Genomic DNA, 15,492 nt, shown 5'->3' with positions numbered 1-15,492 from the left:
GGTCACGGTGATGGCGGTGACCGGGCGCAACCCCGACGGCAGCAAGGAGTTGTCCACCATCATCGTGCCGTCGGGCACGCCGGGGTTCACCGTGGCGCCGCAGTACTCGAAGGTCGGCTGGTGCGCCGGCCACCACTGTTTGCCGTCCTTGTGTCGCGCTGGTTCGTCATGCCGCCGGTCGGGCCGCCGGGTCCTCGCTGCCGGCCACCGCGCACGGGTTGACCGCGTCGCGGATGGTGCGCAGGGAGCCCAGCAGCTGGTCGAGTTGATCCGGCGCGAGCAGGCCGACATACCACTGCTGGACCAGTTCGAGGTGCCCCGGCAGGACCTCGTCGAGGCGTTTCATGCCGGCCTCGGTGATCACGGCGTAGGAGCTGCGCCGGTCGCTGGGACAGGCCTCGCGGCCGACCAGGCCGCCGCGTTCCATGCGGTCCACGACGCGCGTGACGCCGCTGGTGGAGAGGGTCGTCTGACCGGCGAGATCGGTCATCCGCAGCCGGTTGCCGGGTGAGCGGGCGAGGCGCGTCAGCACCTCGAACTCAACTGCGGAGAGCCGGTGCTCGTCGAACTGTGCGGCCAGGCGGTTCATCAAACCCGTGTACGTCTCGGCGAGCAGGCCGATCGCGGTGAGGCGGGGGTCGTCCAGGTTCGTGTTCACACGATCGACTTTAGCAGGCAACTTGACAGGGGGAATATTGCGGAGGATATAGTTGCTCCGTCAGACAAGGAAACATCCCGCCTCTGCTTCGAGAGAAGGAACAAGCCATGACCGTCAGCACTCGTCCGTTCGAGGGCCTGCAGATCCCGGCCGCCGGCACCTACGAGCTGGATGCCGCGCACAAGCGGGTCGGTTTCGTGGTCAAGCATCTGATGGTGAGCAAGGTCCGCGGCCAGTTCGCCCAGGCCAGCGCCACCATCACGGTCGCGGAGAACCCGCTCGACTCCGCCGTCACCGCGTCGATCGTGACCGCCAGCGTCGAGACCGGCCAGGTCGACCGGGACAACCACCTGCGCACCGGCGACTTCTTCGAGGCCGAGAAGTACCCGACGATGGAGTTCCGCAGCACCCGCGTGAAGTCGCACGCCGGCGCGGAGTTCGTCCTCGAGGGCGAGCTCACGATCAAGGACGTGACCCGTCCGGTCGAGCTGGTCGTCGAGTTCGAGGGCGCCACCACCAGCCCCTACGGTCAGCACCTCTTCGGCTTCTCGGCGCACACCGAGATCGACCGGGAGGACTGGGGCCTGACCTACAACATGGCGCTCGAGACCGGCGGCGTGATGATCGGCAAGAAGGTGAAGATCGAGATCGAGGGCGAGGCCATCCTGCAGCAGCCCGCTGCCTGATCCCGCACTCGTCGGATCTTCCGGCTCCATCGGCTTCGCGAAGCGACGCGCCCCCGGCCTCCGGGTGGCGCGTCGCTTCGTTCCGGCGCCCGTCCGCCTCGTCTGGCGAACCTCCGCACGGGATGGCAATGTGTACCGAGCGCAAGCGTTCGTTCACAGAGTGGTGATCGACGTCCGTTCAGTCCGCCGGCCATCCGGGAGGGCACATGGGCAAGGATCTGGTGAACGCCGTCTTCTCGCCGCAAGACCGTGTCGCGTTCCGGCAACGGGTGCGCAGCTGCGTCGACGTGCTCGGCGGGATGCTGACGACGGAAGTCTTCGACGCCGGCTCACCGATGACCGGCCTGGAAATCGAGATCAACCTGGTCGACGCGGACGCCGCGCCGACCATGCGGAACCTTGAGATCCTCGCTGACCTGGGCGACCCTCGGTTCCAGCCGGAGCTCGGCAAGTTCAACCTCGAATTCAACGTGCCGCCCCGGCTTCTCGCTGGTGACGGGCTCGGCGACTACGAGCGGGACATTCTGGACGGGCTGCGTGACGCCGCCGAATGTGCCCGCAAGTGCGAGAGCCGCCTTGCGCTTATCGGGATGCTGCCGACCCTCGTACCCGAGCATCTCGTGCTGGGGAATCTCTCCTCCGGTGATCGGTTCACCGCGCTGAACAGCGAGATCGTCAACTCCCGCGGCGACCACTTCCGGATCGACATCGAGGGTGCCGAACGGCTGCGTACCAGCAGCGACTCGATCGCGCCGGAAGCCGCGTGCACAAGTGTCCAGTTCCATCTCCAGGTCGCGCCGGCGAGTTTCGCGCCGATCTGGAACGCTTCCCAGGCGATCGCCGCGGTCCAGGTGGCATTGGGGGCGAATTCCCCCTATCTGTACGGTCGGCGCCTCTGGGCCGAGACCCGCATCGCCTTCTTCGAGCAGGCCACCGACGCCAGGCCGGACGAGTTCAAAGCCCAGGGAGTACGCCCTCGGGTGTGGTTCGGGGAACGCTGGATCGACTCGGTGCTCGACCTCTACGAGGAAAACGTCCGGTTCTTCCCGCCGCTGCTCCCCGAGATCCACGCCGAGGACCCGGTCGCCGCCGACATACCCGGCCTGTACGAACTGCGCCTGCACAACGGCACCGTCTACCGCTGGAACCGCCCGGTCTACGACGTGGCCGGCGGCCGTCCCCACCTGCGCGTCGAGAACCGGGTCCTGCCGTCCGGTCCGACCGTCGTCGACCTTCTCGCCAACGCGGCCCTCTACTTCGGCCTGGTCAGCGAACTCTCCGTGGCGGAAGACCCGATCTGGGAACGGCTTTCGTTCGCCGACGCCGCCGAGAACTTCCGGATCGGCGCCCGGGACGGCATCTCGGCCGTGCTGCGGTGGCCGGGCCGGGACCGTACCCCCGTCGTCGATCTCGTCCGCACCGAACTGCTGGCACAGGCACACGCGGGGCTCAACCGTCTCGGCGTCTCCCCGGCTCAGCGCGACCGGCTGCTCGGCGTGATCGAGGACCGGTGCCGTACCGGCCGCAACGGCGCCACGTGGCAGACGGCCGCGGTCTGCGCTGCCGAGCGGCGCGGGCTGAGCCGCCCGGCGGCGATCCGCGAGATGACGCAGCGGTACGTCGAGCTGCAACGCCTGAACGAGCCCGTGCACACCTGGCCCACCGACTGACATCCGCGGCAGCTCCGCCCCGGCCGCCGGGGTCGCCGGGGCAGGGTGGCTGTGGTCACTTCTGCGGACGCTCTTTCGCGGACGGTTTGTCCGAGATGGCGGGATTGATCTTCGCTACTGTCGGATTTGCCGGCGGCGGGGTGATTGTCGAGCGCGGGGCACTGCTCTCGGGCTTGCCGTTGTCACCCTTGCGGCCGGTGGTCCGTTTCGCCGGATTGCGGCTCGGTCGTGCGGCCGCCGCGATCTCCGGGTCGAGGTAGAGGGGCGGTTTGTCCTCTGTGGTGTCTTCGTCAGTGGGAGCCGGTGCAGGCGCGACCCGCCCGGTCGCCCTGGCTGGTCGGCCCGCTGCCCCGGGTCCGGCTGCCCCGGGTCCGGCTGCCGCGGGTCCGGCTGCCGCGGGCGGCGTGACCTTCGTCGACGCGGACGTCGCCTGCCCGGCGGTCGGGGCGGGAGCCGGTCTGGCTGCAGCCGGCGGGTTGGCGGCCGAACCTGTGGGCACCGACGGCGGTGGGCCGGTGGGTGCCGGATTCGGCAGCGGCGCACCGGCGTGCCCTGTCGAGCCTGCCTCTTCCGCCGAGTTTGCCTCTTCCGCCGGTCCGACTGCCGAGCGGCCGCGGGCGTGCCGCGATCGGGTGATCGCCACGGTCACGGCGGAACCGGCCAGGCCGGCGAGGACGGCGTACGGCGCGATCAGGTACGCCGACTGCAGCGGACCCGTCGCCCCGGTCAGCCGGGGTGCCAGGATCAGGAAGGAGAACGCGACGAGCAGCGGACCGACCGCGCCGGAGACGGCGGTGCCCAGACCTGTCTCACCGCGGCGGGCAGCGGCCCAGGAGGCGCACAGGCCGATCACGAAGGCGGCTACGAGGGTGAGCAGTGCGCTCGGCCAGTAGATGCCCCCGTACCGCAGCGGGCTCACCGACTCGGCGAACTGCCAGCTGGTCAGGTACGTCGCGAAGTCGCGGCCGCTCAACAGTTCGGCGGCCACGCCGGCGATGGCCAGCGCCCACAACCAGGCGGCGGTGCCGATGAGGTTCGCCGCCACCGGGCCGGAGGAGACGGCCCAGAACGCGACGACCAGGCCGGCCAGCAGCCCGGCCAGCGCGTACCCACCCGCCACCACCTGCGGTGACAGGGTGTCGACCCGGACCGCCGCCCGGGCCGGTAGAGCGACGAGCGCGACCGACACCAGGGCGCCCAGGGCGGCTGCCATGGCCAGCGCGAACCGCCAGAGCACCCGCCACCGGCCGGGTCGGTCCGGGCGCAGCCGGCCGGCGATCACGGCGCCGAGGACCGTGGCGCTCGCGGTGATCCAGGTGGCCCAGCCGAGGCTGCCCAGCCAGATACTTTCCGCCTCCGCGGGCGTCACCGGCCAGGCGATGACGCCCAGGCCGTACCCGAGGCCCAGTTGTGCGGCGCCGGTTCCGGCCGCGATTCCGGCCGCCGTGGCGGCCTGTGATGTCCAGCCCTTCTCGGCCATGCCGCGCACTGTACTGGCACTCGCCGATGTCTGGGAAACGCCTGGGAAGGTGGTGATTGGCCGGAAAACCCCAAGTAGCCTCAAGATTCGATACCTTGACGCTGCGACGAGCACGGATGTGCGAAGCGAAGGGAACCGGCGATGTCCGACGAGCGCCCCCCGGAGCGGGACGAGACCCGCCCGATGGAGTCCGTCGACCCGATCCCGCCGGCGCCGGGCGGAGAGCCGGGCGCGGACGAGACGCATCCGATGGATCCGGTGGCTCCGATGGATCCGGTAACGGGGACCCGTCCCGCACCGGCCGCCGACGCCACCCGGATTCAACCGTCCGGTGGTCCCCGATCGGATGACCGGGACAACGCGATCTGGACCGGGCGCGCCGAGGTGCGGCCGCCGCGGCCGGGAACCGAGTTCTACGAGACGCCCGGCGACTGGGCGGAACCCGTCCGGGACGAGACGCAGAGCCGCTGGTGGGCGCCGATCGCGGTCGGCAGTGCCGCCCTGGTCTTGCTGGGCCTGCTCGGGTTCGGCATCGCGGTGATCGTGCAGAACACCGGCGAGGAACCCGCCACCCCGCCGGCGCCGGTGGCGACCACGACGACGGCAACCACCACCGCGGCGACCACTGGTACGACGAGCGCGGCGGCCACCACGGACGCGACCACCCCACCGACCGTGGAGACGACGCCGCCGACAACCGATCCGGTGGACACCGAGGTGAACGTGCCGGCGTTGCGCGGCATGCCGGTTGACGACGCGAAGGCGGCGCTGGAGCGGACCGGCCTGAGTTACCGGGTCATCCAGCGAGAGAGTGAGGCGGAGCCCGGCACGGTGATCGACAGCGACCCGCCGGAGGGCTCGCTCGTGCCGTCGGACGCGCGGATCACCCTCGTTGTCGCCACCGAACCGTCACCCGACCCGGTCCCGACGACCACGACGACGCCACCGGCCGGCGAGCCCGGCGAGGACTGAGGCCGACGAGGACTGAGCTGGACCAGGACTGAGCCGTGGTCCGTGGCGAACCGGGCGAAGCTCAGCGGTGGGTGCGCGCCGTCCGCGTCGGCATCGCGGCGGGACGGGCGGCTGGCTGCCGGGCGTTGCGTGCGCGCGGATCCGGCGCCTTGCCGACCGGGCGCAAGCCGTTGACCTGCACGAATATCGAGCGACGTTCGACCGCGTCGCCGGCTGAGTTGAGCTCGTAGCCATCGAGCCAGACCCAGCCCTCGTACGTCGGCCAGTCGTGCACCCGGATGACCCGGAACAGCATCGGTGATGCGAATTGGACGCTCGCCGCTTTTGTCACGTGGATGACATCACCGGACCGAGGAAGAACCACGTCATCTCCTGCCCTGAGACTCGTGTGGGGTGGACTCTTGTGACAGATGCACCAGTGTGCCCGTCTGATGCACCTTTGCAACCCTTCGATGGTGCCAATCATCGAGCATTGTTGCGGAACGTCACTATCGCCGAACTCGCCACCCGCTTCAGGGCCGGTATCCATGGTGGATCACCGGTGGCTCGGCGCCCCGTATCGGACGTCGGTTTTGATGGTTTTACGTCGCACTTGGCCGCGCCACCAAGAACGTTAAGTGATGCCAGCCATACGGAAAGATTGCACCACCGGTTCCGTCGATGCAAGTTGCATGTACGCCTTCCGTGATCCTCCGTGATCATTGGTTGTCGCCCGCGGACCGATGATCTCCGACGCACGACAATGCGGTCGACTCGGCGTGATCGCCATTCTGCAATAAGGCCTATTTCGGACATTCTCCGTGCATGCGGACGAGATCGTGCGGACCCCGCGAAAATCACTGACAACCGGCGGTGAACAGCCAACTGATGCTTCGGAAGATCGATTCGAAAAGGTGAGAGGTGTCATTGGTCCCATTCGGTACGTCCGATGGGATGACGGAGATCTGTAATCGCCTGATCGGTCCACGTCCACGTGAGTCGGTGGTCGTTACTGATTCAGGACGATCCAATCGATCTCCGGGCCGTGCGCGACGGGGCGCGGGCGAGATGTCCCGGGCGCGCAGTTCGTCAGCCAGGGATGCCCGGGGCCGGCGGTCCGCCGGCCCGAGTCGCCCGAGAGCCCGCCGTCCCCCACCGCCGATGATCGAGATGCTGGCGAAGGAGCCATTGTGGAATTCATGACGAAGGGCCTCCGTGTCGACCTGACCCGCGCGGAGTGGTCCAAGAGCACCCGGAACGGATCGGACAGCGACAACTGCGTCGAAGTGGCTTTCGTCGGCGACGCGATCGCGGTCCGCGACTCCAAGAACCCGGCCGGTCCCGCATTGATCTTCACGACCGCTGAGTGGGACGCCTTCGTGGGTGGTGCCAAGGATGGCGAGTTCGACCTCTGACCTTCTCGTGGCGCGAGCCGACCGGAGTCATTTGCCCGATTTTCCCGTCGCTGGGCGGCACTCGCCTCGTTGATTGCTCTAAGTGCGGACCGGACCGCGCTCACGGGCGGCATATCGAACGAGGCAAGGCAGAGAGATGACTATTGGCTCCGAGAACCTCACCAACGGTTCGTCGACAGCGCAGGACCGCTTCAGTGGTGGTGTGAGCGCGTACCGGCAGAACCGGCGGGATGCGTCGCTGGGCGGGGACGGTGACGGCGAACTGCTGTCCCGTAGCAGCTCAGGGCTGCCGACCCGCATGCCCGGCCGATCACACACGCCCTCGCACAGCCTCGAGCCGACAAGCGCACTCGACCGCGCGGCCAAGCTCCCGTCGCTCGATCTTCAGGGCCTGACCGAGCCCGTCTTCTCCACGAGCGGCTGGGCGGACTCGACGAGCGAGTCGATGGCGGACCACCCGTTGCTGCGCGGTCTGCTCCTGGAGCTCCCGGCTCGCGGCACGCTCCCGCCGTCGGACTGGCTGGATCGCTGGTTCGAGGCGGCGCGCTCCATCTTGGAACTTCTCTACGTGCAGGAGGCCAGGAACAAGAAGCAGTAGGACGTCAGCGGGCGCCGGCCGGGGTCCGGTTCCGGCCCCGGCTGAGCGGCGCCATCACCAGCGGTACGAAGCGGCTGTGCCGCAGTCCGGCACGGATGCCGATCGCCATGACGGCGACGGCGACGGCGGTGATGGCGACCCCGGCGACGGCGTCCGCGCCGTTGCCGGGCAGTTCGACGAGCCGCGCGGCGAGCGGGACCCCGACCAGTGCGGCCAGGCCGGTCACCTGGAGCGGCGCTGCCACCAGGGGGTGTGCGGCGGCGGCCCGCAGCGAGGGGGGTACGGGGGCGAGGGGCGCTGTCGCGAACGCGCCCGCGCCGCGCCGGACCCAGGCGAGACGGCGCAGGGTGGCGGTCAGCACGATCAGCGCGGGTACGGCCGGGAGCAGGGCCGCCGTGTGAGCCGACGAGACGCCCGGCACCAGAACGGTGACCAGAGGCACCGCGACGAAGACCGCCGCACCGGCGACGACCAGGGCGGTGAGCAGGCCGGCCCGGCGGCGCAGCTCGCTGGCGGTGCCGGCGGTGGGTAGCCCGTCGACCAGCAGTCCGGCGGTGAGCCAGACAGCGGCGAGGGTGCCGATCAGGATGACGTCCACAACGGTGTCCACATCGATAGCGTTCACCGATTGGCGCCCCGGCGAAACCGGGATATGCCCGGAACAGGTACCCGTAGGGGGTGTCCGGCCACGGCTCGTGCCGGATCGGACACGCAGCGTGCTTGGCCCGACGGGCAATGTGGACCATTGCCGCGATCAGCGAGTGATCCGTGCCCCAGTGTCAGGTGTCGGACCTTCTAGATCACCGACTCTTGGCCGGAACGATCAGACCGCGAACTCGCGCACCGGCTTCGTGGTCGGCGCCGGCGGCGTGGCCTTCCAGAGGCCGAGCTTCTGCGCGGCGAGCCGGGCGAGGTACTGCGGGTTCAGGATGATGTAGCGCTTCCACAGCCGCTTCGGTTCGAGGCCGAGGCGCCACAGCCACTCCAGCGCGTACTTCTGCATCCACGCGGGCGGGTTCTTCAGCAGGCCGGCGTGGTAGTCGAAGGCGGCGCCGACGGCGAGCAGCGGCATGTCGAGCAAGGGCCGCATCACGTACGTGAAGACTTCCTGTCGCGGGCAGCCGAGGCCGACGAGGGTGATCCGGGCGCCGGACGCCTTGATCCGCTCGGCGATCTCCACCTCTTCACCGGGGTGCGACTTGCGGAACTTCGACGCCTCCACCCCGGCGATCTTCAGTGCCGGGAACATCCCCTGCAGTGCCGGGACGAGCCGGTCCAGGGTGGGCTGGGTGGACCCGTACAGGTAGATGGGCAGGCCCTCGGCTGCCGCCTGCTCCACCACCTTCAGCGTGAGCGTGGGGCCGTAGACGCGGTCGGTCAGGCCGGCCGAGTGCAGCAGGTTCAAAGCCCACCGGACCGGCTGCCCGTCCGGCGTCACCAGATCGAAGGAGTTCAGCCGGGCGTTGTGTTCCCGGTCCTCGACGCCGGTCATCACACCGTGCACGGCCAGGGCCGTCACCGCGAACGGCCGCTGCTCCCGGGCCGCCTCGATGATCTGCGCGGTCGCGGTCGCATAGTCGGTTGCGTCGACAAGCACCCCGAGGACGTTGCGCTTGCCCCGAGCAGTCTCAGTGACGGTCACGCCCAACACTCCAGCCCTGAAGAACAGACAGTGGCGGCGAGCATAGCGCCCAGCCGCCTTTCACCCGAAAGAAACAACGACCGCGCCCCACCCCAGGCCGCCGTCCCCCACATGTGTCCCACAACACGCCCGCACCCGTACAAGAAAAATGATCAGCCCAGACCCGGCAGCAGAAGGAACCAAGCCCCGAAGCCGGACCGAACCGAACGGCCGCAGAGCGCAACCAGGCACCTTCCGCAGCGCCCGTCGCACCGTGGGGGCTCGGGGGGCTCGGACCCCCGGCTAGCATGACGAAGCGCCCCGGTTCGCGGTTTCTGCGAACACAGGGCGCCTGCGTTTCGTGGGGATGGGGGGAGTTGAACCCCCACGTCCTTTCGGACACACGGACCTGAACCGTGCGCGTCTGCCATTCCGCCACATCCCCATGTGACTTGCCTTGAAGATCATATACATGACCTCTGGGGCGGAAGCTCGCCGGTCGGACCTGGGCCCGGCCGAGCCTGCTTCTTGTTACTGGCTGCGACAGACTACGCTGTCGCAGGTCACTAATCGAGGGCAGTACCAAGCGAGTTGATATCGCCCCGCGACGCAGGAAACATTAGCACGGCGTCGAAGGGCGTCATACGAGGGTCAGAAGTGCCGGCTGCTCTTGGGCTACGGATGCGCAAGCGGCCGCCGGATACCATCATGTCCTCGGAACCCGAGGAGGAGCCGGTGAGCGTGCTGCAGCGCTTTGAGAAGCGATTGGAAGGCCTTGTCGAGGGGGCCTTCGCGAAGGTGTTCAAGGGTGTCGTGCACCCTGTGGAGATCCTGAATGCCATGCAGCGGGAGGCCGAGGCACACAAGGCCATCCTTGCCGGTGGCCGCACCCTCGTGCCCAACCGCTATGTGATCGACCTGTCGCCTTACGACCACAGCCGGCTGGCGCCGTATGCCGCCGCGCTCGCCCAGGAGCTCGCCCAGTCGCAGGCCGAGTTCATCGGTGAGCAGGCCTGGACTGTCTACGGCGACGTGATCGTGGAGATCGAGCGGGGCGACGGCCTGGACACGGGCATGTTCCGTGTCACCGCGGAGGTCTACACCGGTGGCGAGGTCGCCCCGGTGCAGCAGCCGGCCTACGACGCCGGCCCGCAGTACTCGCCGTACGACCAGCAGGGCGGCTACCCGCCGCACGGCGGTCACGGTGGCCCGCGCAGTGTGGGTCTGGTCTCCGGTGACGGGCGGACCTACCCGCTCCAGATGGGCTCGACCGTGATCGGCCGGGGCGACCAGGCCAATCTGCGTCTGCCGGACGTCGGCATCTCGCGCCGGCACGCCCGGCTCGACTACGACGGCAACCAGGTCGTGCTCACCGATCTCGGCTCGACGAACGGCACGATGGTCAACGGCCAGCGTGTCTCGGCCGTCGCGCTCAACCCGGGCGACATGATCCAGTTGGGCACGACCACACTCACCTTCCGAGTGGACGGCTAGCGGCCTTGCCCGAATTCGTCCTCACCGTTGCCCGGTTCGGCTTTCTCGCCCTGCTGTGGATCTTCGTGTTCACCGTGGTCGGGGTGATCCGGCGGGACCTCTTCTCCGGGGCCCGGTCCAAGAGCATCGTCGCCAGCCCTCGGGGGGTGGGTGGTGCGGTGCTTCCGGGCCGGCCGGCGAAAGTGAAGCGCGGTAAGGCGGCGCGGCAACTCGTCGTGACCGCCGGCCAGTTGGCCGGCACGAGGATCACACTCGGTGAAGCTCCGATCACGATCGGACGGGCTGAGGATTCGACGCTCGTCATCACCGACGACTTCGCATCCGCGCGGCACGCCCGGCTGGTTCCCCGCGAGGGCCAGTGGTTCGTCGAGGACCTCGGCTCCACCAACGGCACCTACCTAGATCGCGGTAAGGTCTCCGGACCCACTCCAGTCCCCCTTGGCGTTCCGATTCGCATCGGGCGCACTTCACTCGAGTTACGGCCATGACCCTGACCCTGCGCTATGCCGCTCAGAGCGACCGCGGTCTGATCCGAGACCTGAACCAGGACTCCGTCTACGCCGGGCCGCGACTTCTCGCTGTCGCCGACGGCATGGGCGGCATGGCCGCCGGTGACGTGGCGTCCAACATCGTCATCGCCGCGATGGCGCCCCTCGACGACGACGTCCCCGGTGACGCCATGGTCGATGCGCTGCGGCACGCCGTCGGCACCGCCAACCAGCAGCTGCGGGACACCGTGGACGCCAACCCTCAGCTCGAGGGCATGGGCACCACGCTCACCGCTGTCCTCTTCACGGGCAGCAAGTTCGGCATGGTGCACATCGGTGACTCCCGTGCCTACCTGCTGCGCAACAACGAGTTCTCGCAGATCACCAAGGACGACACGTACGTCCAGATGCTCGTCGACGAGGGCCGGGTCAGTCCTGAGGAGGCGAGCAGCCACCCGCAGCGCTCACTGCTCACCCGGGCGCTGGACGGCCGCGACATCGACCCGGAGTACTCCGTCCGCCAGGTGCTCAAGGGCGACCGTTACCTGATCTGCAGCGACGGCCTCTCCGGTGTGGTCAGTGCCGAGACCATCGGCCAGACCATGCGGGAGATCCAGGATCCGAAGGCCTGTGTCGAGCGGCTCGTGCAGCTGGCGCTCCGCGGCGGCGGACCGGACAACATCACCGTGGTGATCGCGGACGCGACCGACGGCGACATCATGGAGCAGGCCCCGATCGTGGGCGGCGCCGCCTCGATCGACCGGGGCAACAACACGGTCGCGGACAGCTCGACCTCGGCGGCCCGTGCCGCGGCCCTCAAACCGCCGCGCCCGGCCCAGCCGGAGCCGACGGTGAACAACGGGTTCGAGCCCGAGCCGGCCGGTCACCCGGTGCGGACCACGCTCCTGGTGCTGCTCCTGCTCGGTGTGCTCGGCGGCGGCCTCTGGGCCGGCTGGCAGTACACCCAGGATCAGTACTACGTGGGCTCCACCGAGGCGGGACAACTCGCCATCTTCCGGGGTGTGCCGGGTCAGATCGCCGGCCTGGACCTGTCGACGGTGAGCGAGACCAGCGCGGTCCGCCTCGACGACCTGACAGCTGTCGCCCAGGATCGGGTCAAGCAGGGCATCCACGCGGACAGCCAGGTCGAGGCCCGGACCACGCTCACCGAGCTCACCACGGACGAGCCGACCAACTCGAACCTGAAGCCGGTCTGCAACGTCGCCACGACCGCGCCGTCCACAGCTGCCTCGGTGGCCCCGGCCGTCGGCGCCAGCGCGACGGTTGCGGCGACCGCCACGGCCACCGCCCCGGCGAGCCCGACGACTCCGGCCGCCCCTTCGCAACCGCCCGCAAGCGCTCCGGCCCCGGTCGACACGACCGATTGCCGGACCGTCAACTGAGCACGGCCTACACGTCTGGGGATCCTTCTTTGACCGCGCCCGCCGTACCGGCTCCGACGCCCGCCAACACGGGCGAGATGTCGCGTATCCCGACGGGATGGAAGACACGCCGCAACGCCGAGTTGGGGCTGCTGATTTTCGCCATGCTGATCGTCGCCGTGTTCGGCGCGACGGTGGAGGCGAACCAGTTCGACGAGATCCGGATGACCTCCTGGATCCCGGCGGCGCTGGTCGGCATCCTCTTCCTCGGGCTGCACATCGTGGTCCGCTACACCGCGCCCTTCGCCGACCCGGTGCTGCTGCCCGCGGTCGCGCTGATCAACGGCATCGGGGTGGGCTTCCTGCGCCGTCTCGACCTGGCCCGGGCGATCGCCCAGAAACAGCCGGAGCCGGGGATCTTCGCCGGCACCGGTGGCCGGCAGCTCGCCTGGACGCTCGCGTCACTGATCCTGGCGGCGGTGCTGCTCCTGGTGATCCGGGACCACAAGATCGTCTCGCGGTACGCGTACACCCTGGGCTTGGTCGGGATCGTGCTGGTGATGATCCCGGCGGTGTTGCCGAGCAGCATCTCCGAGGTCAACGGCGCGAAACTGTGGATCCGGTTCGGCTCGTTCTCGATCCAGCCCGGTGAGTTCGCCAAGATCGCCCTGGTCTCGTTCTTCGCCTACTACCTGGTGCGAAAACGGGAAGTGCTGTCGCTGGCCAGCCGCCGGTTCCTCGGCGTCGACTTCCCGCGCGGCCGCGACCTCGGTCCGGTCGTCACGGTGTGGCTGCTGAGCCTCCTGGTGCTCGTCTTCGAGAAGGACCTCGGCACCGCCCTGCTGTACTTCGGCCTGTTCGTGGTGACGCTCTACGTCGCCACCGAGCGCGCCAGCTGGCTGATCATCGGTCTGGTGCTGTTCTTCGGCGGCGTCTACGTGGCCTACTTGCTCGGTGCCTCGGTCGGCGGTCCGTTCGCCAACTTCTACGACCGTGCCGAGGTCTGGCTCGACCCGTTCGAGTTGGAGAACTACGAACGTGTCGGCGGCAGTTACCAGCTGGTCCAGGGCCTGCTCGGGCTCGGCACCGGCGGCCTCTTCGGCAGCGGGCCGGGCGCCGGTTCGCCGGGTCTCGTGCCCGAGGTGCGCACCGACTTCATCTTCGCCGGTCTCGGTGAGGAGATCGGGCTCTTCGGCCTCTCGGCGATCCTGGTGCTCTACCTGCTGATCGTCGAGCGTGGCATGCGGGCCGGCCTCGCGGTGCGTGACTCGTTCGGCAAGCTGGTCGCCGGCGGCCTCGCATTCACCCTCGGCCTCCAGGTCTTCGTCATCCTCGGCGGCATCACCGGCCTGATCCCGCTGACCGGCCAGACCACGCCGTTCCTCTCCGCCGGTGGTTCCTCGCTGATGGCGAACTGGTTGTTGATCGCCATGCTCCTGCGGATCTCGGACGCCGCACGGCAACCGGCCACCGGAGCCGGGCCGGAACGCGCCGGACCCAAGAAAGCTCCCACCCAGTTGCACGGCGCCATGACGGAGGTGATCAAGCCATGAACGCCCCTCTCCGCCGCGCCGGCGTGGTCGTCCTGGTCCTGTTCGGCCTGATCTTCGCGAACCTCAACTGGGTGCAGGTCTACCGCGCCGACGACTACCGCACCCACGAGTTCAACCGCCGGGTCATGGTCGCCGAGTACGAAACGCCCCGCGGCGTCATCGAGGCCGGTGGTAAGGCCCTCGCCCAGAACAAGGAGACCGGCGACGAGCTGAAGTACCTGCGTGTCTACCCGGAAGGGAAGATGTACGCACCGGTGCTCGGCTACAAGCCGGTCGGTCTCGGCGCTACAGGCATCGAGGCGAGCGAGAACGACTTCCTCTCCGGTGCCAGCGACAAGCTCTTCGCGGACCGGCTCAGCAACATGTTCACCGGTGACAACGCCGGTGGTGGCAACGTGGTGCTGTCGGTGAACCCCAAGGCGCAAGAGGCCGCCTGGAAGCAGATGAACAACAACCAGCGGAACGTGAGCAGGGGCGCGGCGGTCGCGATCGACCCCAGCACCGGCGCGATCCAGGCGATGGTGTCGATGCCGAGCTTCGACCCCAACCCGCTTGTCGATCACGACATGGAAGCGGCGCAGAAGGCGTACAAGGCGCTCGACGCGGACGAGGACGACCCGCTGATCAACCGCGCGGTGGGTGCGACCCTGCCGCCTGGCTCGGTGTTCAAGGTGATCGTCGCGGCGTCCGCGCTGCAGAACGGCTACAAGACCTCCACCGAGATCGAGGCGGGCAGCGTCTACCGCGAGGGCGGCGCGACGATCCGCAACTCCGAGGACGAGGTCTGCCCCGGCTCGCAGGTCACCCTGAAAGAGGCGCTGACCGAGAGCTGCAACACCGGCTTCTCGCGGCTCGGCGTCGCCCTCGGTGCGGACAAGGTCAAGGAGTCCGCCAAGGCGTTCGGCTTCGAGGACGAGGCCCTCAAGGTCGGCGACCTGGACAGCGGCACCGGCCTCACCGTCGCGGCCAGCCGGACCGGTGCCATCGCGAACCCGGACGGCACTACCGACACCGCCGCCCTGGCCCAGTCCTCGCTCGGTCAGCGCGACGTGCGGATGACCCCGCTGCAGGGCGCGATGATCGCGGCCACGGTGGCGAACGGGGGCCGGCAGATGCGGCCGTACCTGGTGCAGAAACTGCTCGGCCCGGACCGGCGGACGATCTACACCGCCGAGCCGGACGAACTGCGCGAGCCGATCTCCTCGGGAGTCGCCGACGACCTGCGCGACATGATGGTCAGCGTCGTCGAGAACGGCACCGGCAAGCGCGCCAAGATAGACGGCTTCACGGTCGGCGGCAAGACCGGTACCGCGCAGAACGCGGAAGGGGCCAACCCGCACGGGTGGTTCATCGGCTTCGCCTTCGACGACAGCGGTAAGGCGGTCTCGGCGATCTGCGTCATGCTGGAGAACGTGCCCGGTGGACACGCCAGCGCCGAGGCTGCCCGGATCGCCGGGCTCATCATGAAGGCCGCGGCGGGCCGGGGAGGGGACTGA

15 protein-coding genes, 1 tRNA gene and 1 pseudogene are annotated in these 15,492 nt (G+C 68.9%); 11 read left to right on the top strand and 6 right to left on the bottom strand.

The features are described from left to right. A pseudogene (locus LPA41_RS43475) lies at positions 1-247 on the top strand (acyl-CoA dehydrogenase); the annotation flags it as partial. On the opposite strand, the gene LPA41_RS40230 reads toward LPA41_RS43475, so the two are convergent. Beyond that, positions 167-658, bottom strand: coding sequence for a MarR family winged helix-turn-helix transcriptional regulator (locus LPA41_RS40230; protein WP_229076755.1), 492 nt, complete (start codon positions 656-658; stop codon positions 167-169). The pseudogene LPA41_RS43475 and the gene LPA41_RS40230 overlap by 81 nt on opposite strands. A gap of 107 nt (positions 659-765) precedes the next feature. On the opposite strand from LPA41_RS40230, the gene LPA41_RS40225 reads away from it, so the two are divergent. Together LPA41_RS40225 and LPA41_RS40220 are read left to right on the top strand one after the other, a co-directional pair. Beyond that, on the top strand, positions 766-1,344 hold the full coding sequence (locus LPA41_RS40225) for a YceI family protein (protein WP_229076754.1): 579 nt from the start codon (positions 766-768) through the stop codon (positions 1,342-1,344). Between the two features lie 206 nt (positions 1,345-1,550). Continuing rightward, positions 1,551-3,014: a glutamate-cysteine ligase family protein gene (locus tag LPA41_RS40220; RefSeq protein WP_229076753.1), complete on the top strand. Its 1,464-nt coding sequence runs from the start codon at positions 1,551-1,553 to the stop codon at positions 3,012-3,014. A gap of 55 nt (positions 3,015-3,069) precedes the next feature. Here the strand turns inward: LPA41_RS40220 and LPA41_RS40215 are convergent, their stop codons facing one another. After that, positions 3,070-4,494, bottom strand: a complete 1,425-nt coding sequence (locus LPA41_RS40215) for a Hansenula MRAKII killer toxin-resistant protein 1 (RefSeq protein WP_229076752.1) — start codon at positions 4,492-4,494, stop codon at positions 3,070-3,072. Positions 4,495-4,635: 141 nt separating this feature from the next. On the opposite strand from LPA41_RS40215, the gene LPA41_RS40210 reads away from it, so the two are divergent. Then, positions 4,636-5,466 carry a PASTA domain-containing protein gene (locus LPA41_RS40210; RefSeq protein WP_229076751.1) on the top strand — a complete coding sequence of 277 codons (831 nt, stop codon included), beginning with the start codon at positions 4,636-4,638 and terminating at the stop codon, positions 5,464-5,466. Positions 5,467-5,527: 61 nt separating this feature from the next. On the opposite strand, the gene LPA41_RS40205 is transcribed toward LPA41_RS40210, so the two are convergent. Next, the gene (locus tag LPA41_RS40205; RefSeq protein WP_229076750.1) at positions 5,528-5,830 is read right to left on the bottom strand and encodes a hypothetical protein; all 303 of its coding nucleotides are present in this window, start codon (positions 5,828-5,830) and stop codon (positions 5,528-5,530) included. An 814-nt stretch (positions 5,831-6,644) separates the two neighbouring features. Here LPA41_RS40205 and LPA41_RS40200 point away from each other — a divergent pair. Both LPA41_RS40200 and LPA41_RS40195 read left to right on the top strand, forming a co-directional pair. Continuing rightward, the gene (locus tag LPA41_RS40200; RefSeq protein WP_229076749.1) at positions 6,645-6,860 is read left to right on the top strand and encodes a DUF397 domain-containing protein; all 216 of its coding nucleotides are present in this window, start codon (positions 6,645-6,647) and stop codon (positions 6,858-6,860) included. Positions 6,861-6,996: 136 nt separating this feature from the next. Further along, positions 6,997-7,458: a hypothetical protein gene (locus LPA41_RS40195; protein WP_229076748.1), complete on the top strand. Its 462-nt coding sequence runs from the start codon at positions 6,997-6,999 to the stop codon at positions 7,456-7,458. A 4-nt stretch (positions 7,459-7,462) separates the two neighbouring features. On the opposite strand, the gene LPA41_RS40190 is transcribed toward LPA41_RS40195, so the two are convergent. The 3 genes from LPA41_RS40190 to LPA41_RS40180 all read right to left on the bottom strand — a co-directional run bounded on the left by LPA41_RS40190 (position 7,463) and on the right by LPA41_RS40180 (position 9,524). Beyond that, positions 7,463-8,068, bottom strand: coding sequence for a hypothetical protein (locus LPA41_RS40190; RefSeq protein ID WP_229076747.1), 606 nt, complete (start codon positions 8,066-8,068; stop codon positions 7,463-7,465). 213 nt (positions 8,069-8,281) lie between these two features. Further along, a complete protein-coding gene (locus tag LPA41_RS40185; protein ID WP_229076746.1) occupies positions 8,282-9,100 on the bottom strand; it encodes a WecB/TagA/CpsF family glycosyltransferase in 819 nt (272 codons plus the stop codon). A 341-nt stretch (positions 9,101-9,441) separates the two neighbouring features. Further along, a tRNA-Leu gene (locus LPA41_RS40180) sits at positions 9,442-9,524 on the bottom strand. A gap of 263 nt (positions 9,525-9,787) precedes the next feature. Between LPA41_RS40180 and LPA41_RS40175 the strand changes: the two genes are divergently transcribed. From LPA41_RS40175 to LPA41_RS40155, 5 genes are all read left to right on the top strand, one after another. Next, positions 9,788-10,573, top strand: a complete 786-nt coding sequence (locus LPA41_RS40175) for a DUF3662 and FHA domain-containing protein (protein ID WP_014440161.1) — start codon at positions 9,788-9,790, stop codon at positions 10,571-10,573. A gap of 5 nt (positions 10,574-10,578) precedes the next feature. Further along, a complete protein-coding gene (locus LPA41_RS40170; protein WP_229076745.1) occupies positions 10,579-11,061 on the top strand; it encodes an FHA domain-containing protein in 483 nt (160 codons plus the stop codon). Then, on the top strand, positions 11,058-12,464 hold the full coding sequence (locus tag LPA41_RS40165; RefSeq protein WP_229076744.1) for a PP2C family serine/threonine-protein phosphatase: 1,407 nt from the start codon (positions 11,058-11,060) through the stop codon (positions 12,462-12,464). Before LPA41_RS40170 ends, LPA41_RS40165 begins: the two co-directional genes overlap by 4 nt. A gap of 77 nt (positions 12,465-12,541) precedes the next feature. Next, positions 12,542-13,996: an FtsW/RodA/SpoVE family cell cycle protein gene (locus LPA41_RS40160; RefSeq protein ID WP_229076743.1), complete on the top strand. Its 1,455-nt coding sequence runs from the start codon at positions 12,542-12,544 to the stop codon at positions 13,994-13,996. Further along, entirely contained in the window at positions 13,993-15,492 is a 1,500-nt protein-coding gene (locus LPA41_RS40155; protein WP_229076742.1) for a penicillin-binding protein 2, read from the top strand. The genes LPA41_RS40160 and LPA41_RS40155 overlap by 4 nt, the downstream gene beginning before the upstream one ends.

The sequence above is a fragment of the Actinoplanes sp. DH11 genome (assembly GCF_020873875.1).
In the GTDB taxonomy this organism is placed as follows: domain Bacteria; phylum Actinomycetota; class Actinomycetes; order Mycobacteriales; family Micromonosporaceae; genus Actinoplanes.
The sequence above is the reverse complement of the archived record's forward strand: the minus strand, read 5'-3'. Positions and strand labels throughout refer to the sequence as shown.

Coding starts and splice junctions, on each gene's coding strand:
- LPA41_RS40225 (WP_229076754.1), top strand. CDS start 766: ATGACCGTCAGCACTCGTCCGTTCGAGGGCCTGCAGATCCCGGCCGCC.
- LPA41_RS40220 (WP_229076753.1), top strand. CDS start 1,551: ATGGGCAAGGATCTGGTGAACGCCGTCTTCTCGCCGCAAGACCGTGTC.
- LPA41_RS40215 (WP_229076752.1), bottom strand. CDS start 4,494: ATGGCCGAGAAGGGCTGGACATCACAGGCCGCCACGGCGGCCGGAATC.
- LPA41_RS40210 (WP_229076751.1), top strand. CDS start 4,636: ATGTCCGACGAGCGCCCCCCGGAGCGGGACGAGACCCGCCCGATGGAG.
- LPA41_RS40200 (WP_229076749.1), top strand. CDS start 6,645: ATGACGAAGGGCCTCCGTGTCGACCTGACCCGCGCGGAGTGGTCCAAG.
- LPA41_RS40195 (WP_229076748.1), top strand. CDS start 6,997: ATGACTATTGGCTCCGAGAACCTCACCAACGGTTCGTCGACAGCGCAG.
- LPA41_RS40175 (WP_014440161.1), top strand. CDS start 9,788: ATGTCCTCGGAACCCGAGGAGGAGCCGGTGAGCGTGCTGCAGCGCTTT.
- LPA41_RS40165 (WP_229076744.1), top strand. CDS start 11,058: ATGACCCTGACCCTGCGCTATGCCGCTCAGAGCGACCGCGGTCTGATC.
- LPA41_RS40160 (WP_229076743.1), top strand. CDS start 12,542: ATGTCGCGTATCCCGACGGGATGGAAGACACGCCGCAACGCCGAGTTG.
- LPA41_RS40155 (WP_229076742.1), top strand. CDS start 13,993: ATGAACGCCCCTCTCCGCCGCGCCGGCGTGGTCGTCCTGGTCCTGTTC.